The 17,544-nt window shown below is 69.4% G+C and carries 18 protein-coding genes and 1 riboswitch; of the genes, 12 read left to right on the top strand and 6 right to left on the bottom strand.

Annotated elements, in window-relative coordinates; all coding sequences use genetic code 11:
- Positions 1 to 76: 76 nt before the first annotated feature.
- The 3 genes from mnmE to BP68_RS03360 all read left to right on the top strand — a co-directional run bounded on the left by mnmE (position 77) and on the right by BP68_RS03360 (position 3,054).
- Positions 77 to 1,477 (top strand): tRNA uridine-5-carboxymethylaminomethyl(34) synthesis GTPase MnmE, encoded by a 1,401-nt coding sequence (gene mnmE / locus BP68_RS03350; protein WP_496369113.1) that lies wholly within the window; start codon positions 77 to 79, stop codon positions 1,475 to 1,477.
- Positions 1,478 to 1,560: 83 nt separating this feature from the next.
- On the top strand, positions 1,561 to 2,055 hold the full coding sequence (locus tag BP68_RS03355) for a Crp/Fnr family transcriptional regulator (RefSeq protein ID WP_496369115.1): 495 nt from the start codon (positions 1,561 to 1,563) through the stop codon (positions 2,053 to 2,055).
- A 135-nt stretch (positions 2,056 to 2,190) separates the two neighbouring features.
- On the top strand, positions 2,191 to 3,054 hold the full coding sequence (locus tag BP68_RS03360) for a hypothetical protein (protein WP_496369117.1): 864 nt from the start codon (positions 2,191 to 2,193) through the stop codon (positions 3,052 to 3,054).
- Between the two features lie 27 nt (positions 3,055 to 3,081).
- Here the strand turns inward: BP68_RS03360 and BP68_RS03365 are convergent, their stop codons facing one another.
- Together BP68_RS03365 and BP68_RS03370 are read right to left on the bottom strand one after the other, a co-directional pair.
- A complete protein-coding gene (locus tag BP68_RS03365; protein ID WP_496369119.1) occupies positions 3,082 to 3,636 on the bottom strand; it encodes an adenine phosphoribosyltransferase in 555 nt (184 codons plus the stop codon).
- 121 nt (positions 3,637 to 3,757) lie between these two features.
- Positions 3,758 to 5,743, bottom strand: coding sequence for a monovalent cation:proton antiporter-2 (CPA2) family protein (locus BP68_RS03370; protein ID WP_496369121.1), 1,986 nt, complete (start codon positions 5,741 to 5,743; stop codon positions 3,758 to 3,760).
- A gap of 48 nt (positions 5,744 to 5,791) precedes the next feature.
- On the opposite strand from BP68_RS03370, the gene BP68_RS03375 reads away from it, so the two are divergent.
- The 4 genes from BP68_RS03375 to BP68_RS03390 are packed head-to-tail and all read left to right on the top strand — an operon-like array spanning position 5,792 to position 8,803.
- The gene (locus BP68_RS03375) at positions 5,792 to 6,793 is read left to right on the top strand and encodes a KpsF/GutQ family sugar-phosphate isomerase (protein WP_496369123.1); all 1,002 of its coding nucleotides are present in this window, start codon (positions 5,792 to 5,794) and stop codon (positions 6,791 to 6,793) included.
- Positions 6,793 to 7,365 (top strand): KdsC family phosphatase, encoded by a 573-nt coding sequence (locus BP68_RS03380; RefSeq protein WP_496369125.1) that lies wholly within the window; start codon positions 6,793 to 6,795, stop codon positions 7,363 to 7,365. Before BP68_RS03375 ends, BP68_RS03380 begins: the two co-directional genes overlap by 1 nt.
- Positions 7,362 to 7,985, top strand: coding sequence for an LPS export ABC transporter periplasmic protein LptC (gene lptC / locus BP68_RS03385; RefSeq protein WP_496369127.1), 624 nt, complete (start codon positions 7,362 to 7,364; stop codon positions 7,983 to 7,985). The genes BP68_RS03380 and lptC overlap by 4 nt, the downstream gene beginning before the upstream one ends.
- A gap of 26 nt (positions 7,986 to 8,011) precedes the next feature.
- Positions 8,012 to 8,803, top strand: coding sequence for an SDR family oxidoreductase (locus BP68_RS03390; protein WP_496369129.1), 792 nt, complete (start codon positions 8,012 to 8,014; stop codon positions 8,801 to 8,803).
- A 92-nt stretch (positions 8,804 to 8,895) separates the two neighbouring features.
- Here BP68_RS03390 and rbp (BP68_RS03395) read toward each other — a convergent pair whose 3' ends face one another.
- Both rbp (BP68_RS03395) and rbp (BP68_RS03400) read right to left on the bottom strand, forming a co-directional pair.
- Positions 8,896 to 9,378 carry an RNA-binding regulator gene (rbp, locus tag BP68_RS03395; protein ID WP_496369131.1) on the bottom strand — a complete coding sequence of 161 codons (483 nt, stop codon included), beginning with the start codon at positions 9,376 to 9,378 and terminating at the stop codon, positions 8,896 to 8,898.
- A gap of 243 nt (positions 9,379 to 9,621) precedes the next feature.
- Positions 9,622 to 9,972 (bottom strand): RNA-binding regulator, encoded by a 351-nt coding sequence (gene rbp / locus BP68_RS03400; RefSeq protein ID WP_496369133.1) that lies wholly within the window; start codon positions 9,970 to 9,972, stop codon positions 9,622 to 9,624.
- Positions 9,973 to 10,228: 256 nt separating this feature from the next.
- A riboswitch (yybP-ykoY riboswitch) is annotated at positions 10,229 to 10,344 on the top strand.
- Positions 10,345 to 10,449: 105 nt separating this feature from the next.
- Here rbp (BP68_RS03400) and BP68_RS03405 point away from each other — a divergent pair.
- The 4 genes from BP68_RS03405 (at position 10,450) to BP68_RS03420 (ending at position 14,093) form a co-directional block, all read left to right on the top strand.
- Entirely contained in the window at positions 10,450 to 11,028 is a 579-nt protein-coding gene (locus BP68_RS03405; RefSeq protein ID WP_496369135.1) for a TMEM165/GDT1 family protein, read from the top strand.
- A 132-nt stretch (positions 11,029 to 11,160) separates the two neighbouring features.
- Complete coding sequence (gene metX / locus BP68_RS03410; protein ID WP_496369137.1) at positions 11,161 to 12,291, top strand: homoserine O-succinyltransferase MetX; 1,131 nt, start codon at positions 11,161 to 11,163, stop codon at positions 12,289 to 12,291.
- The gene (gene metW, locus BP68_RS03415) at positions 12,288 to 12,872 is read left to right on the top strand and encodes a methionine biosynthesis protein MetW (RefSeq protein ID WP_496369139.1); all 585 of its coding nucleotides are present in this window, start codon (positions 12,288 to 12,290) and stop codon (positions 12,870 to 12,872) included. Before metX ends, metW begins: the two co-directional genes overlap by 4 nt.
- Before the next feature lie 72 nt (positions 12,873 to 12,944).
- Positions 12,945 to 14,093: a glycerophosphodiester phosphodiesterase gene (locus BP68_RS03420; RefSeq protein WP_496369141.1), complete on the top strand. Its 1,149-nt coding sequence runs from the start codon at positions 12,945 to 12,947 to the stop codon at positions 14,091 to 14,093.
- On the opposite strand, the gene BP68_RS03425 is transcribed toward BP68_RS03420, so the two are convergent.
- A complete protein-coding gene (locus BP68_RS03425) occupies positions 14,056 to 14,685 on the bottom strand; it encodes an NAD(P)H-dependent oxidoreductase (RefSeq protein WP_496369143.1) in 630 nt (209 codons plus the stop codon). The two genes, BP68_RS03420 and BP68_RS03425, sit on opposite strands and share 38 nt — an antisense overlap.
- Positions 14,686 to 14,745: 60 nt before the next feature.
- Positions 14,746 to 15,165 carry a MerR family transcriptional regulator gene (locus BP68_RS03430; RefSeq protein ID WP_496369145.1) on the bottom strand — a complete coding sequence of 140 codons (420 nt, stop codon included), beginning with the start codon at positions 15,163 to 15,165 and terminating at the stop codon, positions 14,746 to 14,748.
- Positions 15,166 to 15,458: 293 nt separating this feature from the next.
- Here BP68_RS03430 and BP68_RS03435 point away from each other — a divergent pair, with 293 nt between their 5' ends.
- Positions 15,459 to 17,492, top strand: a complete 2,034-nt coding sequence (locus BP68_RS03435) for a methyl-accepting chemotaxis protein (RefSeq protein ID WP_496369147.1) — start codon at positions 15,459 to 15,461, stop codon at positions 17,490 to 17,492.
- Positions 17,493 to 17,544: the final 52 nt, after the last annotated feature.

The following is a 17,544-nucleotide window of genomic DNA, read 5'->3' on the forward strand; positions in this document are numbered from 1 at the left end:
ATTCAGGCATGTTTGTGCCTGAATCGATTTTTCATCAAGCGCTGGCAGCTTCTTTTTTTATAGCAAAATATCCGCCATGCTCGCCCGCCACCACGATCCCATTGCCGCCATCGCCACCGCACCGGGGCGCGGCGCCGTGGGCATCGTGCGCGTGTCCGGACGCGGGCTGGCGCCCTTCGTGCAGGCCCTGCTGGGGCGCGGCCTGCGCCCGCGCGAGGCGCACTACCTGCCCTTCCCCGACGCGGCGGGCCAGCCCATTGACCGGGGCCTGGCCCTGTTCTTTCCCGCGCCGCACAGCTACACCGGCGAGGACGTGCTGGAGCTGCAGGCCCACGGCGGCCCCGTGGTGCTGCAGCTGCTGCTGGCGCGCTGCCTGGAGGCCGCGCAGGGCGGCGCGCTGGCGCGCCTGCGCCTGGCCGAGCCCGGCGAATTCACCGAGCGCGCCTTCCTCAACGACAAGATCGACCTGGCCCAGGCCGAGGCCATCGCCGACCTGATCGACGCCAGCACCGAGGCCGCCGCGCGCAGCGCGGGCCGCTCGCTGTCGGGCGCGTTCTCGCAGGAGATCCACGGCCTGCGCGATGCCCTGGTGCACCTGCGCATGCTGGTCGAGGCCACGCTCGACTTTCCCGAAGAAGAAATCGACTTCCTGCGCAAGGCGGACGCGCGCGGGCAGCTATCGAACTTGCAGCACACCCTGGCCGCCGTGATGCAGCGCGCGCAGCAGGGCGCGCTGCTGCGCGAGGGCATCAAGGTGGTGATCGCGGGCCAGCCCAACGCCGGCAAGAGCTCGCTGCTCAACGCCCTGGCGGGGGCCGAGCTGGCCATCGTCACCCCCATCGCCGGCACCACGCGCGACAAGGTGCAGCAGACCATCCAGATTGAGGGCGTGCCCCTGCATGTGATCGACACGGCGGGCCTGCGCGAGAGCGAGGACGAGGTGGAGCGCATCGGCATCGCGCGCGCCTGGGACGAGATCGCCGGCGCCGACGCCGTGCTGTTCCTGCACGACCTCACGCGCATGGACGCCCCCGACTACCGGGCCGCCGACGCCGCCATCGTCGCCGCCCTGGCCGACCGGCTGCCCGCGGGCGTGCCGGTGATCGATGTCTGGAACAAGACCGACGCCGCGGCCCCGCCCGCGCCGGCCGACGATGCCGGCCGCGTGGCGGTGCGGCTGTCCGCCCGCACGGGCGAGGGGCTGGACGCGCTGCGGCACCAGTTGCTGCAGATCGCGGGCTGGCAGTCCGCCGCGGAAGGGGTGTACATCGCCCGCGCGCGCCACATCGAGGCCCTGCGCGCCGTGGACGCCCACCTCATGGAGGCGGCGGCCCAGCTGGAAAGCACCGGCCCGGCGCTGGACTTGCTGGCCGAGGAGCTGCGCCTGGCGCAGAACGCGCTCAACACCATCACCGGCGAATTCAGCTCGGACGACCTGCTGGGCGTCATCTTTTCCAGCTTCTGCATCGGCAAGTAGGGCCGCCGCGGCCCCGGGCCATGTGTAAGGAGTGGTAATGAGTGCTTGTGCAGATGACGCGGCCGCGTTACCTTTCGCGCCCGATGAATGCCATCACCACACCCTCTTCCCCCAAGGTCGACCTGACCGGGCTGGTACAAGCGATCAGCCAGGCGTCCTCGGACGACAGCATGAACAACGTGCTCAGCCCCGAGCAGTGGGATCTGCTGTCCGCCTATCTGCTGCCCGTGAGCATGCCGGCAGGTCAGGTGCTGTTCGCCCAGGGAACGGTCGACCGCACGCTGTACTTGGTGGAAAGTGGTTCCCTGAGCGTGCACTTCGAGGATGAGAAGCAGCGGCTGCGGCTGGCCATCGTCGGCCCGGGCTCGGTGGTGGGCGAGGGTGCCTTCTTCTCGCACCGCCCGCGCAGCGCCACGGTGCAGGCGGGCGCGCCCAGCCGGCTGTGGAGCCTGCCGGCGCTGCGCTTTTCCGAACTCTCCAACCGCCAGCCGGCGGTGGCGCTGCAACTGGCCATGGCCGCGGGCGCGGTGCTGGCCAAGCGCCTGGGCAACCGCCGCCGCCGCGTCGCCGCCACCTGACGGGGCCCATCCCGCGGACAGGACTGTGGCCTGGCGCACGATGGTGGTGTGCCGGCACTGTTGTTGTCACGCCACTGACCAGGGCGCGCAGTACACTTGCCAGCGTTTTTCACGCGCTTCCCAAGAAGGCACGGCATGTCGTTGTTCAGCTGGTTCACCCGCAAATCCAAGCCCCAGGCGCCGCGTCCGCGCCAGGCCGCCACTTCTGCCGCGCCGCTGACGGGCGCGGCAGCGCCCGCGGCGCAGGGGCGTGCCAGCAAGCCCTTGCTGGAGCCGTCGCAGGAACAGGGCGCGGCGCGCAAGAATGAGCGCATGGAGCGCCGCGAGCTGCTCTACACCGTGGTGCGCGATGCCATGGTGCGTGCCGGCGTGCTGTCGGCGGGCTACAAGTTCAAGGTGCTGTCGCTGGACCAGCGCGGCGCGCAGTTCCTGGTGATGATGGACCTGGCGCAGGAATACGGCGGCGACATGCCTCGTCTGCGGGGGATCGAGTCGCAGATCGTGCAGGCCGCCAAGGCCCGCTTCGATATTCTGGTGACGGCGGTGTACTGGCGCACCAACGACCAGGTCGCCACCGCCGCGCCGCCACGCCCGGCCGCGGCACAGGTGCCGGCCCAGGTGCCTGCGTTCCAGCCTCCCGCTTCGCCCATCATCTCGGCGCCGCCGTCCGTGGCAGCACCGCGCCCGCAGACCCCGGTGCTGTCCTCGCGCCCGGCCCCTCTGGTGCCGCCGGCTCCGCCCGCGCCGTCCCGCACCGCGGCGCGCTTCGAGCCCATCGAGGCCGATGAGGTGGCGGCCTTCAAGCAGGCCCTGGTGAGCGCGGCGGCCGTGCGCCCCGTGCCGGCGCCGGCTGCGGCGGGTGTCACCACGCGCAGCGGCCCGCTGCTGCCGCAGGCTCCCGCTCCGGCCCACACGGGTTTCGAGGACACCGTGATGCCCGGCCAGGAAGGTGGTCGTGCGTCGGACCTGAGCTCGACGCAGTACGGCGAACTCAACTGAGCGCGTGCGGCGGGCCTGTGCGCCGCCTCAGTGGCCGCTGAAATCCACCAGGGTGTAGAGCGGCAGCCCGGCCGATCGCAGGCGGGCCGAGCCGCCCAGTTCGGGCAGGTCCACGATGGCAGCGCCCTCCATGACGGTGGCGCCGAGTTTTTCCAGCAGGTTCTTGCCGGCCATCATCGTGCCGCCGGTGGCGATCAGGTCGTCGATCAGGAGCACGCGGTCGCCCGGCTTCACGGCGTCGGCATGCAGCTCCACGGTGGCGCTGCCGTATTCGAGCTCGTAGGTTTCTTCGACCGTGGTGAAGGGCAGCTTGCCTTTCTTGCGGATCGGCACGAAGCCCACATTGAGCTCATAGGCCACCACGGCGCCCAGGATGAAGCCGCGCGCGTCCAGGCCGGCCACCACGTCGGGGCGCAGGCCGCGGTCCATGTAGCGGTGCACGAAGGCGTCGATCATGACGCGGAACACCTTGGGGTCCTGGAGCAGCGGGGTGATGTCGCGGAACTGCACGCCGGGGGCCGGCCAGTCGGGCACGGTGCGGATGTGCTGGCGCAGGTAGTCGTTGACGCTGAGGGCTGACATAGGCTGTGGGTTCTCGCGGGAAGATGTGTGGGGGTCGAATGCCTCTTGGTTCGGCAGGCCGGGGGCCTGCCGGTGCTGGGGCGCTCAGTGTAATCAGCCGGTGCCGCACCCTGGCCAGCGGCTAGCCGCGCAGCAGTTTCTCCTCGGCCAGGCCCAGTGCCGTGGGGTGGCCGGACAGTACGAGGGTGTCGCCCGCGGCCAGCGGGGCCCTGTCGTCGGCGGTGGAGGTGTGGCCGTTCGTGCGGCGCACGCTGACCAGGCGCGCGCCGATGGCGTCCAGGGGCAGCTGCGCCGGGCCCTGGCCCACGGCGGCGGCGCCGGAGGGCAGGGTGATTGAGGTCAGGCGCTCCTGGTCGCGTTCGGAAACCGTGTCGTCGTCGGTGCCGTGGAAGTAGCCGCGCAGCAGGCCGTAGCGCGCCTCGCGCTGGTCCTGCACCAGCCGCAGCACGCGGCGCATGGGCACGCCCACCAGGGCCAGGGCGTGGCTGGCCAGCATCAGCGAGCCCTCGATGGCCTCGGGCACCACCTCGGTGGCGCCGGCGGCCTGCAGTTGGTCGAGGTGGGTGTCGTCCTGGGTGCGCACCACCACGGGAACATGGGGGGCATGCGCGCGTGCATGCGCCAGCACCTTGAAGGCGGCTGGTGCGTCGAGATGGGTGACCACCACGGCCGCGGCGCGCGCCAGGCCGGCGGCCTTCAGCGCCTGCAGCCGCGTGGCGTCGCCAAAGACCACCGAGTCGCCCGCGGCGGCAGCCTGGCGCACCCGGTCGGGGTCCAGGTCCAGCGCCATGTAGGGGATGCCCTCGCGTTCCAGCATGCGGGCCAGGTTCTGGCCGCAGCGGCCATAGCCGCAGATCAGTACATGCCCGCTGGTGTTGATGGACTGGCGGGCGATGCTGGTCACCTGCAGGGACTGCTGCAGCCAGTCGCTGGCCACGAGCTTCATGACGATGCGGTTGCTGTACTGGATCAGGAACGGCGTGGCCAGCATCGACAGCACCATGGCCGCCAGCACCGGGTTCATGAGCGACGGCTGCAGCAGGCCGTGCGTCTGCATCAGCGACAGCAGCACGAAGCCGAACTCGCCCGCCTGCGCCACGTAGAGCGCCGTGCGCAGCGATACGCCGGTCGTCGCTCCCAGCCAACGCGCCAGCGCCACGATGAGAAGGGTCTTGAGGAGCAGGGGCACCATCAGCAGCACCAGCACCAGGGCCCAGCGCTCCAGCAGGATATGCCAGTCCAGCATCATGCCCACGGTGATGAAGAACAGGCCCAGCAGCACGTCGTGGAAGGGGCGGATGTCGGTTCCCACCTGGTGGCGGTACTCGGTCTCGGACACCAGCACGCCGGCGATGAAGGCGCCCAGCGCCAGCGACAGCCCGGCCAGTTCGGTGAGCCAGGCCAGCCCCAGCGTGACCAGCAGCAGGTTGAGCATGAACAGCTCGTCGCTCTTGCGCCGCGCCACCAGCGTGAGCCACCAGCGCATCACGCGCTGCCCGCCCGCCAGCAGCAAGCCCACCAGCAGCGAGGCCTTCAGCAGCGCCAGGCCCAGGGCCAGCAGCAGGCGGTCCGGCGACGAGCCCAGGGCGGGAATCAGCACCAGCAGCGGCACCACGGCCAGGTCCTGGAACAGCAGGATGCCCAGCACGCGCCGCCCATGCTCGCTTTCCAGCTCGCCGCGTTCGGCCATCAGCTTGACGACGATGGCCGTGCTGCTCATGGTCAGCGTGCCGCCCAGCGCCAGCGCCGTCTGCCAGGGCATGTCCCACACGCCGCCCATCAGCCGTGACAGCAGCAGCAGGCCGGCGGTGAAGGCGCCCATGGACGCCAGCACCTGCAGCAGCCCCAGCCCGAACACATGGCGGCGCATGGCGCGCAGCTTGGGCAGGTTGAACTCCAGCCCGATGGTGAACATGAGGAAGACGACGCCGAACTCGCCCAGGTGGCGCACCCCTTCGGAGTTCTGCGCCAGCGCCAGGGCGTGGGGGCCGATGAGGATGCCCGCCGCCAGATAGCCCATCATGGGCGGCAGCCGCAGGCTGCGGCAGGCCACCACCCCCAGCACCGCGGCCAGCAGATACAGCAGTGTGAGGGCCAGTGAGGACATGCTCCATCCTAGCCGAGCCGCCGGCGGGCCGGCCGATAGAATCCGTCCATGTCTACAGTCGCAGCCGCTTCATCCTCCTTCGATGCCGATCAGGCCCTGCGCCTGGGGCGGGAGACCTTTGGCATCGAGGCGGCGGCCCTGCAGGGCATGGGTGCGCGCCTGGGCGCCACCTTCGTGCAGGCCGTGCAATGCCTGCTGTCCACATCGGGCCGCGTGGTCGTCATGGGCATGGGCAAAAGCGGCCATGTGGGGCGCAAGATCGCCGCCACGCTGGCGTCCACCGGCACGCCGTCCTTCTTCGTGCATCCGGCCGAAGCCAGCCATGGCGACCTGGGGATGGTGACCGGTGGCGATCTGGTGCTGGCCATCTCCAACAGCGGCGAGAGCAGCGAGATCACCGTGCTGCTGGCCATGCTCAAGCGCCAGGGCGTGCCGCTCATTGCCATGACCGGCGGCCTGCAGTCCACGCTGGCGCGCCATGCCGATCTGGTGCTGGACTGCAGCGTCGAGCGCGAGGCCTGCCCGCTCAATCTGGCGCCGACCACCAGCACCACGGTACAGCTGGCCATGGGCGATGCGCTGGCCGTGGCCCTGCTGGATGCGCGCGGCTTCCGTCCCGAGGATTTCGCCCGCTCGCACCCCGGGGGCTCCCTGGGCCGCAGGCTGCTCACCCATGTGCGGGACGTCATGCGCTCGGGCGACGAGGTGCCGCGCGTGCCGCCGCAGGCCAGTTTCAGCGCGCTGATGCGTGAAATGAGCGCCAAGGGCGTGGGCGCCTCCGCCGTGGTGGACGAGGCCGGCCGCCCGGTCGGCATCTTCACCGACGGCGACCTGCGCCGCCGCATCGAGGCCGGCGTGGACCTGCGCGAATTGCGGGCCCAGGACGTCATGCATGCCCGGCCGCGCACGATCTCCGCCGACGCCCTGGCGGCCGATGCCGCCCAGGCCATGGAGCAGCATTCCATCACCAGCGTGCTGGTCACGGATGCCGCGGGCATTCTGGTGGGCGTCGTGCACATCGGCGACCTGATGCGTGCCAAGGTGATCTGATGGACGCATCCACCGCCTTGGCGCCGCTGCGCCCCGCTCTGCAATTCGACCCCGCGCTGCTGCTGCGCGCGCAGGAGGTGCGCGTGGCCTTCTTCGACGTGGACGGCGTACTCACCGATGGCGGCCTGTACTTCTCCGAGTCGGGGGAGACGCTCAAGCGCTTTCACACGCTCGACGGCCACGGCATCAAGCTGCTGCAGCAGGCCGGCATCACGCCCGCCGTCATCACCGGGCGCGACTCGCCCGCGCTGCGTCTGCGCCTGAAGGCCCTGGGCGTGGCGCATGTGCGTTTCGGCACCGAGGACAAGCGTCCCGCGGCCGAGGCCATCCTGGGCGAGCTGGGCCTTGGCTGGACGCAGGCCGCCGCCATGGGCGACGACTGGCCCGATCTGCCGGTGATGCGGCGCGCGGCCTTGGCCTGCGCGCCGGCACAGGCCCATGCCGAGGCCCGCGCCGTGGCGCACCATGTCACCGCGGCGCAGGGCGGCGCGGGCGCGGCGCGCGAATTCTGCGACCTGTTGCTCGTCGCCAGCGGCCGCTATGCCAGCCTGCTGGCCGCCCACGCCCAATGAGCCTGCGCCTGCGTCAGGCGTGGGAGCGCCTCTCCATCTACCTGCCCGTGCTGCTCATGGGGCTGCTGGCGCTGGGCACCTGGTGGCTGGTGCGCAATGCGCCCAAGCCGCAACTGCCCGCACAGGAGCGCCCGGTGAGCCATGAGCCCGACTACTACATGCGCGACTTCTCCGTGAAGAACTTCGATGCCACGGGGCGCCTGCAAAGCGAGGTGCGGGGCACGATGGCGCGACACTATGCCGACACCGACACGCTGGAGATCGATCAGGCGCGCATGCGCTCCGTGAACGCCGAGGGGCGCGTCACCACGGCCAGCGCCAACCGGGCGGTGAGCAACGGCGATGGCTCGCAGGTGCAGCTTTTCGGCAACGCCGTCGTCGTGCGCGAGCCCGTGGTGCGCGCCGGACGCCAGCCGCTGCCGCGGCTGGAATTTCACGGCGAGTTCCTCCACGCCTGGGTGAATGAAGAGCGCGTGCGTTCGGACCAGCCGGTCACGCTCAAGCGCGGCGCGGACACCTTCACCGCCGACGGCATGGACTACGACAACCTGGACCAGATCATGAACCTGCACGGCCGCGTGCGCGGCACGCTGATGCCGGCGCCGGCCAGCCGGCGCTAGCGCCCGCGGCCATGCCCACGCAGCCCATGGACACCCGCCCCCTGGTCTTCATCACCGGCGCCTCCAGCGGCATCGGCCAGGCGCTGGCCGAGCGCTACCACCGCGCCGGCTGGCGGTTGGCGCTCGTGGCGCGGCGGGAATCTGCAGTCAAATCATGGCTTGACGCCCACAGGGTAGGCGTCAATAGCTATGAAATATATAGTGCGGATGTGAGCCAGCCCGACAGCATCATCGCCGCGGGGCAGGTCTGCCTGGAGCGCCAGGGCCTGCCCGATGTGGTCATCGCCAACGCGGGCATCAGCATCGGTGTGGACACCGCCGAGCGCGCCGACATCGACGCCATGGCGCGCGTCTTTGCCACCAACAACCTGGGCATGGCGGCCACCTTCCACCCCTTCGTCGCCGCCATGGCGCGGCGTGGCAGCGGGCGGCTGGTGGGCATAGGCAGCGTCGCGGGCATCCGCGGTCTGCCGGGCCATGGCGCCTACTGCGCCAGCAAGGCGGCGGTCATCAGCTACTGCGAAAGCCTGCGCGGCGAGCTGCGCGCCAGCGGCGTGCGCGTGGTGACGATCTGCCCCGGGTATGTGGACACGCCGCTGACGCGCGAGAACCGCTACGCCATGCCGTTCCTGCTGCGCCCCGAGGTGTTTGCCGAGCGGGCGTTCAAGGTCATCGAAGCCGGGGCGAGCTACCGCGTGATCCCCTGGCAGATGGGGGTGGTGGCCAAACTGCTGCGGCTGCTGCCCAACGCATGGTTTGATCGCCTGCTGGAGGGGCGCCCGCGCAAGCACCGGCAGGGACAAGGCCGCGCGTCCTGAGCCGTTGAGCAAAGAAAAAGGCTCCCGAGGGAGCCTTTTCGAGCCTTGGCCCGTGGGGCCTTTGGCAAGGCGGCCGTAGAGCCGCCCGGGGATCAGTAGCCGCTGTTGTGACCGCCGCCGTAGCCGCCGCCACCACCACCGTAGCCGCCGCGGCCACCACCGCCGCCGCCACCACCGCGTGGGCCGGAGCCATAGGGGCTGCGGAAGCCGCCTTCGCCACGGCCACCGCCGCCGTAGCCACCACCGCCGCCGCCACCACCACCACTGCGGCCACCGTAGCCGCCGCCGCTACCGCCAAAGCCGCCGCCGCTGCGCGGGGGACGGGGCTCCATGGGGCGTGCCTCGTTCACGACAATGCTGCGACCGCCCAGGGGCTGGCCGTTCATGCCGTTGATGGCTTCTTGCGCTTCGGCATCGCTGCCCATCTCGACAAAGCCAAAGCCCTTGGAGCGGCCGGTGTCGCGCTCCATCATGACCTTGGCGCTGGTCACCACACCAAACTGGCCGAAAGCCTGTTCGAGATCTTGGTCGCGCACCGAGTACGGCAGGTTGCCGACGTACAGTTTGTTGCCCATTAAGGGACTCCTCAAAAACAATTGGATTTAGCGACGGAGTCCCGAACCCGCAGCCAGTGAATCACAAAGACGCCCTATGCGCGAAAACTGACGGATCACCGCAACCTCGGCGGAGGCTATCACTCCGCTGGAATATTATGTGCCAGAAGCTGCGGGGGAACGCAAGAGGTTTCCCCCGGCCATGTGGCCGATTTGCTGCAAAAAAAAGGGGCTGAAACAGCCCCTTTTTTCACCTGACCGGAATCAGTAGCTGGAACGGCCACCGCCGTAGCCGCCGCCACCGCTGCGGCCACCGCCGCCGTAGCCGCCGCCACCAAAGCCGCCACCGCTGCGCGGGGGGCGGGGTTCCATCGGACGGGCTTCGTTGACCACCAGGTCACGGCCACCGAAGTTCTGGCCATGCACGCCCTGGATGGCGGCCTGGGCTTCGGCATCGCTGCCCATTTCGACAAAGCCAAAGCCCTTGGAGCGGCCGGTGTCGCGCTCCATCATGACCTTGGCGCTCTGCACGGAGCCGAACTGGCTGAAGGTCTGCTCCAGATCTTGGTCGCGGAAGGAATAGGGCAGATTGCCCACGTAGAGTTTGTTGCCCATGATCGGACTCCTAGAAAAAACATGAAATGCGATGGAGCCTGACGCAATCAACAAACCTGTGACGACTTCAAAGACGCGAAACCGACCAAACACCGCAGCCTGCATTTCTGCAAGGCAGAAAGGCGTACCCATTATCAAGCATCCCCGCGCTCCAACATGGGCCGTCAGTGCGTGTCTGCAACACTTTCCAGGGTAATCACGGGGTTTTCTGACCGCAGGGGCTGCCAAAGGGCGGTCTTGGCCTCCGGATACAATACCCGCTGTCTATGGGGAGTAGCCTGCCCCGCGCCGATGAGGCGCGAGAGGAGGCATGCATCAACAGACTTGGGCCGCTGCGCCCATGGTGCATGAGGTTCGCCGCAATGGCGGACTGGGCGAGACCATTGACCGCGCACCGATCCATCAGGCCGGAGTCGGAGCGTGGTCAATGCTGTCCGATGTACTTCCGGCCGGAAATTCGTTGCGATTGTTCCCGCCATGGAAGCCTTTCTGATCTCCACCGCCATCGTTGCCCTCGCCGAAATGGGCGACAAGACCCAGTTGCTGTCCCTGGTGCTCGCCGCCCGCTTCCGCAAACCCTGGCCCATCGTACTGGGCATTCTTGTCGCGACGCTGGCCAACCATGCGCTTGCGGGGGCCGTCGGTTCGTGGGTGACCACTTTGCTGGGACCGCAGGCGCTGCGCTGGGTGCTGGGGCTGTCCTTCATCGCCATGGCCGTGTGGATGCTGATCCCCGACAAGCTGGACGACGACGGCGAGGCCACGGCCCCGCGATTTGGTGTGTTCGGCACCACGGTGGTGGCCTTCTTCCTGGCCGAGATGGGCGACAAGACGCAGATCGCCACCGTGATGCTGGCCGCGCAGTACAGCGCCTACTTCTGGGTGGTGGCGGGCACCACGCTGGGCATGATGCTGGCCAACGCACCTGTGGTGTGGTTGGGCGATCGCCTGGTCAAGAAGGTGCCGATCCGTGTGGTGCACCTGGTTTCGGCGCTGATTTTCCTGGTGCTGGGGCTGCTGGCGCTGTTTGCCCCGGAGGCGACGCCTTTGGCATAATGGCCCGCAGATGCGCCGATTTGCACCGCTTGCGGGCGCTTTACAAATCCAGCTAAAGACGTGACCGATCGGCACGCATGCGCCAGGCATGCATCTGACCCGGCCTCGTTTTTGGCGAAGCCGGGTTTTTTCATGCCGTTCATCGCCACACCGCAATCCATGCATTTCCCCGAGGCCCTGCCGCTGCAGTCGGGCGCCTCGATCCGCGACTACACGCTGGCCTACGAGACCTACGGCACGCTCAATGCCGACCGCTCCAACGCCGTGCTCGTGTGCCACGCGCTCAACGCCTCGCACCATGTGGCGGGCGTCTATGCGGGGCAGGACAGGAGCGAGGGCTGGTGGGACAACATGATCGGCCCCGGCAAGAGCGTGGACACCGACCGCTTCTTCGTCATCGGCGTCAACAACCTGGGCTCATGCTTCGGCTCCACCGGTCCCATGCACACCAACCCGGACACGGGCGAGGTCTATGGCGCGGATTTCCCCGTGGTCACGGTGGAGGACTGGGTGAATGCCCAGGCCCGCCTGCTCGACCGCCTGGGCATCCAGCAACTGGCGGCCGTGCTGGGCGGCAGCCTGGGCGGCATGCAGGCCTTGAGCTGGACGCTGCAATACCCCGACCGCATGCGCCACGCCGTGGTGGTGGCCAGTGCGCCCAACCTCACGGCCGAGAACATCGCCTTCAACGAGGTGGCGCGCCGCGCCATCGTGACCGACCCGGACTTCCACGGCGGGCATTTCTACCGCCATGGCGCGATCCCCAAGCGCGGCCTGCGCATCGCCCGCATGATCGGCCACATCACGTATCTGAGCGACGACGTGATGAACGAGAAGTTTGGCCGGCAGTTGCGCGAAGGCATCGACCTGAAGTACAGCACCCAGGACATCGAGTTCCAGATCGAGAGCTACCTGCGCTACCAGGGCGACAAGTTCAGCGACTATTTCGACGCCAACACCTATCTGCTGATCACCCGGGCGCTGGACTATTTCGACCCTGCCCGCGCCCATGCCGGCAACCTCGCGCGCGCGCTGGAGCGGGCCCGCGCGCGTTTCCTGCTGGTGAGCTTCACCACCGACTGGCGGTTTTCGCCCCAGCGCAGCCGCGAGATCGTCAAGGCCCTGCTCGACAACCGCCGCCGCGTGAGCTACGCGGAGATCGACGCCCCCCATGGGCATGATGCCTTTTTGCTCGATGACGCCCGCTACATGAGCGTGATGTGCTCTTATTTCAATAGCATTGCAAAGGAGCTGCAGCCATGACCGAACACACCGTCATGCAGGCGCTGGCGCGCCTGGTGCCGCCGGGCTCGCGCGTGCTCGACCTGGGCTGCGGCGACGGCGCCATGCTGGACTACCTGCAGCGCCACCGGGGCTGCAGCGGCTACGGCGTGGAGATCGCCGACGACAACGTGCTGGCCTGCGTGCAGCGCGGCGTGGATGTGATCCAGCTCAACCTCGACGAGGGCCTGGCCATGTTCGACGACAACTCGTTCGACGTGGTGCTGCAGATCGACACGCTGCAGCATCTGCGCAATGCCGAGGTGATGCTGCGCGAGACGGCCCGCGTGGGCCGCACCGGCGTGGTGGCCTTCCCCAACTTCGCGCACTGGCCCAACCGCCTGTCCATCCTGCGCGGGCGCATGCCCGTCACGCGCCGCCTGCCCTACCAGTGGTACGACACGCCCAACATCCGCGTCGGCACCTACAAGGACTTCGAGGTGCTGGCCACCAAGAACCACCTGCGCATCCTGGATGCCTTCGGCCTGCAGGACGGGCGCGAGGTGCGCTGGCTACCCAACGCGCGGGCGGGCACCGCGGTGTTCCACTTCGAGACGGCGTAAGCCCGTTCCCGTCGCCCGCCATGGCGGTGTCAGCGGGATGCGGTAGTGTCCGGTGCTCGACAAGGAGACTGCATGAACCGACTTTCCCGCATGACCGCAGCGGCCGCGCTGCTCGCCGCCTTTTCGGGGGGCGTGGCCGCGCAGGCTTGGCCGCCCACGCCTACCGTCATCGCCCACCGGGGCGCCTCGGCCCTGCGGCCCGAACACACGCTGGCCGCGTACCAGAAGGCCATCGACGACGGCGCCGACTTCATCGAGCCTGACCTGGTGATTACCAAGGACGGCGTGCTGGTGGCCCGCCACGAGAACGCCATCGCCATCGTGGGCGCGGACGGCGCGCTCAAGGAGGCCACGACGGATGTGGCCGACCGCCCGGAGTTCGCCGACCGCAAGACCACCAAGACCATCGACGGCAAGCCGGTGACCGGCTGGTTCACCGAGGACTTCACGCTGGCCGAGCTGAAAACGCTGCGCGCCCGCGAGCGCATTCCGGCCCAGCGCCCGGCCAACGTGGCCTACAACGGCCAGTTCGAGGTGCCCACGCTGCAGGAGGTGATCGACTTGGCCAAGGCGGCCGGCGCCAAGGCCGGGCGCACCATCGGCATCTATCCCGAGACCAAGCACCCCAGCTATTTCCAGTCCATCGGCCTGCCGCTGGAGGCGCCGCTGCTGGCCGTGCTGGAGACAAACGGCTGGAACCACCAGGATGCGCCCGTGTTCGTGCAGTCCTTCGAGGTGGCCAACCTGCAGGCCATCCGCAGGCTGAGCAGCGTGCGCCTGGTGCAACTGGTGGCGGCCTCGGGACGGCCCTACGACTTCGTGGCGCAGGGCGCGGCCAACACGCGCGGCTATGCCGACCTGCTCACACCCGAAGGCCTGCAGCAGGTGGCGGGCTATGCCAACGCCATCGGCCCGTTCAAGACCCTGGTGGTGCCCGTGAAGGGTGGCCTGCCCGGCGAACCCACGGGCCTGGTGGAGCGCGCACGCGCCGCCGGCCTGGCCGTGCACATCTGGACGCTGCGGCCCGAGAACGCCTTTCTGCCCCCGGGCCTGAAGAAGGCGCCCAACGGCGACGGCACCGTGCGCGGCGACAGCGCGGCGGAGATCGCTGCCTATCTGCGTGCGGGCGTGGATGGCTTCTTCACCGACGACCCCGCCGTGGGGCGCGCGGCCGTACAGGCCTTCAAGGCGCAGGGCCCGGCGACAGCGCGCCAGCCGTAGGCGCCGCGGGGCGCGCGCCCTGGCGCAGGCCCAGCGCGCGGGCCTGCGCCACCCACTGCGCGCATTGTTCGGGGCGGGCCGAACGCACGGGGCCGTAGCTGCGCACCTTCACCGGCCGGATGCCGCAGAACTCCAGGATGGCCTTCTTCATCTGGTGGTGGCCCGGCATGTGCGTGATCCAGCGGAAGTACCAGGGCGGCGAATCCATGGTCACCAGCAGCTCGGCCGAGCGCCCGGCCAGCAGCCGGTCCCACAGCGAGGTGCCCGGGCGGTACTTGAAGGCGTAGCCGGGCAGGAACACCCGGTCGATGAAGCCCTTGAGCAGGGCGGGCATTGCGCCCCACCAGATCGGATACACCCACACCAGATGCCGGGCCCAGGTGATGTGCTCCTGCGCCGCCAGCAGATCGGGCTCCAGCGGCTGCGTGCCGCGGTAGCCCTGCTGCAAGGGGTTGAAGGCCAGCCGGCCGATGTCCAGCAGCCGCACCTCGGCGCCGGCCTGCCGGGCGCCCTCGGCGTAGGCGCGGGCCAGTCCCGCGCACAGGCTGTCGCCGGCGGGGTGGCCCAGGATGACCAGAATGCGTTGCGCCACGGAATTCCTCCCTCCAAGAGTGTCGATGGCGCCATCGTGACCTTGCCCCAGGGGGCAGAGTCAAGCGGTTCGGTCAAGGAGGCTGCGGGTTGCCAGCGGTGCGGCGCAGGCCTGGGCCGCCATGGCCGGTGCGGCCAGGGTGTCGCATCGGTACAGCTCGGCCTCCAGCGTCGCCAGCTGCTGGTCCAGTGCGGCCAGGCGGGCCCGCTCCCGCGCCACGGCGGTGCGACGCTGGGCCACCAGGGCGGCCACACGCTGCCAGCCCTCGGGGCTCTCCAGGTGGGGCAGGGCGCCCAGCTCCGCCAGCCGGAAGCCCAGGCCCAGCGCCAGGCGGATGAGCTGCACGCGCACCACGTCGGCCTCGCGGTAGCTGCGGTAGGTGCCCGCGCGCGCCACGGTGCCCAGCAGGCCGCGTGCCTCGTACAGGCGTATGGCCTTGGGCGTGGCGCCGGTGCGGCGGGCGAGTTCTCCAATGCGCATGGGCGATGTTCTTGAGCGGCGCCGCAGGGGCCTGGTTGCTTTCTGGTGCGGCAGATGATTGCTATTTAATTTATAGCTTATTGCGCTTGCTGGATAAGCGCAAAGTGCCTTTTTTATGCCGATTATGGTCCCGCCGGGGACACCCATGGCCGGCAGGTACGCAGCGCATTACGCGGGATTGCGTAAGGGAATGCGTGAATAAATGTAACAAGTCTATGGCCGTAGAGTGAGGGCATACCACCGGTGCAGCGGGCCGCTGCCGCCGGGCGCACGCATTCAAGGAGACCTGTCCCATGGCCACCAGCCCCGCCGCCGCCCCGCCAACCAACCGTTCTGTGGCCCGCCGGGTCACACTGGCCGCGATTGCGCTGGTGGCCCTGGTCCTGGTGGCGGTGGGACTGGCCATCGCGGTGCTGACCGAGCGCAACACCCGCGCCCAGGTTGTGGACAGCGTGGGCAACACCGCGCAGAGCGTGGCCCAGTCGCTGGACGCGGCCGACAACACCAACCGCGAGCTGGTACAGCTCACCATGCGGGGCTTTCAGCGCTATTTCGAGGCCACCATGCAGCTCGACGAGGCCTCGGGCGAGCTGCGCAGCTATGGCGCGCTGGTCAACGAGGACTATGGTTCGGTGGACCGATTCGCCAACGAGACCGGCGGCATCGCCACCGTGTTCGCGCGCAAGGGCGATACCTTCGTGCGCATCACCACCTCGGTCAAGGACGCGCAGGGCGTGCGCCAGCAGGGCACGCCCCTGGCCCAGGACGACCCGGCCTACGCGGCGGTGCGCAAGGGCGAACCCTACACCGGCGTCACCCTGGTCGGCGGCAAGCCCTACATGGGGCATTACCTGCCCACCAAGGATGCGTCGGGCAAAGTGATTGCGCTGCTGTTCATCGGCAACGACATCAGCGTGTTCCACGCCATGCTGCAAAAGCAGGTGGAGCAGACCCGCTTCTTCGCGCATGGCGGCACCTACGTGATCAACCCCGGCGCCTCGCTGGACCAGGCCACGTTCGTGTACCACCCCACGGCGCGCGGCAAGCGCGTGCTGGAGGCCTACCCGCAGGCGCGTCCCTTCTTTGAGGCGCTGGCCGCTGCTCCGGACGGTTTCGTGCGCCAGGCCGCACCCGTGCTGGGCGCGGGCGCCGCCGACCCCTGGGCGCTGGTGCGCAAGACCAGCGGCGGCTGGTGGGTGGTGGCCGAGGTGCCCGACGGCGAGGCCATGGCCAGCCAGCGCCGCGTCACGCTGGCGGTGTGGGGCCTGATGGCCGTGGCCGTGGTGCTGCTGGCCATCGGCCTGTTCATCATGCTGCGCCGCGGCGTGAGCCGCCCGCTGCAGGACCTGACCCAGGCCATCACGCTGGTGGCGCAGGGCGATTTGACCGAGGCCTTCCGCACCACGCGGCGCGACGAGATCGGCGCGCTGGTGCAGGAGGTGGAGGGCATGCGCCAGCGCTACACCCAGATGCTGCAGCAGGTGCGCACGGCGGTGGACAACATCACCACCGCCAGCGTCGAGATCGCCAGCGGCAACCAGGACCTGTCGGCCCGCACCGAGGCCACGGCCAGCAGCCTGGCGCAGACGGCGCAGAGCATGGACCAGCTCACCTCCACCGTGCGCCAGTCGGCCGATGCCGCGCGCCAGGCCAACCAGCTGGCCAGCACCGCCGCCGAGGTGGCCGCGCGCGGCGGCCAGGTGGTGGGCCAGGTGGTGAGCACCATGGGCGACATCAACCAGAGCTCGCGCAAGATCGCCGACATCATCGGCGTCATTGACGGCATCGCCTTCCAGACCAACATCCTGGCGCTGAACGCCGCCGTCGAGGCCGCGCGCGCCGGCGAGCAGGGCCGGGGCTTCGCCGTGGTGGCGGGCGAGGTGCGCAGCCTGGCGGGCCGCTCGGCCGAGGCCGCGCGCGAGATCAAGCAGCTCATTCACGCCTCGGTGGAAAAGGTGGAGTCCGGTGCGCGCCTGGTGCAGGACGCGGGCAGCACCATGGGCGAGATCGTGGGCAGCGTGCAGCGCGTGGGCGACATCATTGGCGAGATCACGGCCGCTGCCGACGAACAGGCCGGCGGCATTGGCCAGGTCAACCAGGCCGTGGGTCAGCTTGACCAGATGACGCAGCAAAACGCCGCGCTGGTGGAGCAGTCGGCCGCCGCCGCGCACAGCCTGCGCGAGCAGGCCTCGCGCCTGGCCGGCGAGGTGCAGGTGTTCAAGCTGGGCCCGGCAATGGCCGTGCCCCTGATGGCCGTCGCGCCCCAGGAGCCCGCGGTCGTCGCAAGGAGCCCGCGTGCCGAGCCGGTGGCGCTGGAGCCTGCCTGAGCGGCGCGTGCCGCGCGGCGGCGCGGCGCGGTTATGCTGGCCGCCACGGGCA

This window comes from Diaphorobacter oryzae DSM 22780, from assembly GCF_059568935.1.

Coding starts and splice junctions, on each gene's coding strand:
- mnmE (WP_496369113.1), top strand. CDS start 77: ATGCTCGCCCGCCACCACGATCCCATTGCCGCCATCGCCACCGCACCG.
- BP68_RS03355 (WP_496369115.1), top strand. CDS start 1,561: ATGAATGCCATCACCACACCCTCTTCCCCCAAGGTCGACCTGACCGGG.
- BP68_RS03360 (WP_496369117.1), top strand. CDS start 2,191: ATGTCGTTGTTCAGCTGGTTCACCCGCAAATCCAAGCCCCAGGCGCCG.
- BP68_RS03365 (WP_496369119.1), bottom strand. CDS start 3,636: ATGTCAGCCCTCAGCGTCAACGACTACCTGCGCCAGCACATCCGCACC.
- BP68_RS03370 (WP_496369121.1), bottom strand. CDS start 5,743: ATGTCCTCACTGGCCCTCACACTGCTGTATCTGCTGGCCGCGGTGCTG.
- BP68_RS03375 (WP_496369123.1), top strand. CDS start 5,792: ATGTCTACAGTCGCAGCCGCTTCATCCTCCTTCGATGCCGATCAGGCC.
- BP68_RS03380 (WP_496369125.1), top strand. CDS start 6,793: ATGGACGCATCCACCGCCTTGGCGCCGCTGCGCCCCGCTCTGCAATTC.
- lptC (WP_496369127.1), top strand. CDS start 7,362: ATGAGCCTGCGCCTGCGTCAGGCGTGGGAGCGCCTCTCCATCTACCTG.
- BP68_RS03390 (WP_496369129.1), top strand. CDS start 8,012: ATGGACACCCGCCCCCTGGTCTTCATCACCGGCGCCTCCAGCGGCATC.
- rbp (WP_496369131.1), bottom strand. CDS start 9,378: ATGGGCAACAAACTGTACGTCGGCAACCTGCCGTACTCGGTGCGCGAC.
- rbp (WP_496369133.1), bottom strand. CDS start 9,972: ATGGGCAACAAACTCTACGTGGGCAATCTGCCCTATTCCTTCCGCGAC.
- BP68_RS03405 (WP_496369135.1), top strand. CDS start 10,450: ATGGAAGCCTTTCTGATCTCCACCGCCATCGTTGCCCTCGCCGAAATG.
- metX (WP_496369137.1), top strand. CDS start 11,161: ATGCCGTTCATCGCCACACCGCAATCCATGCATTTCCCCGAGGCCCTG.
- metW (WP_496369139.1), top strand. CDS start 12,288: ATGACCGAACACACCGTCATGCAGGCGCTGGCGCGCCTGGTGCCGCCG.
- BP68_RS03420 (WP_496369141.1), top strand. CDS start 12,945: ATGAACCGACTTTCCCGCATGACCGCAGCGGCCGCGCTGCTCGCCGCC.
- BP68_RS03430 (WP_496369145.1), bottom strand. CDS start 15,165: ATGCGCATTGGAGAACTCGCCCGCCGCACCGGCGCCACGCCCAAGGCC.
- BP68_RS03435 (WP_496369147.1), top strand. CDS start 15,459: ATGGCCACCAGCCCCGCCGCCGCCCCGCCAACCAACCGTTCTGTGGCC.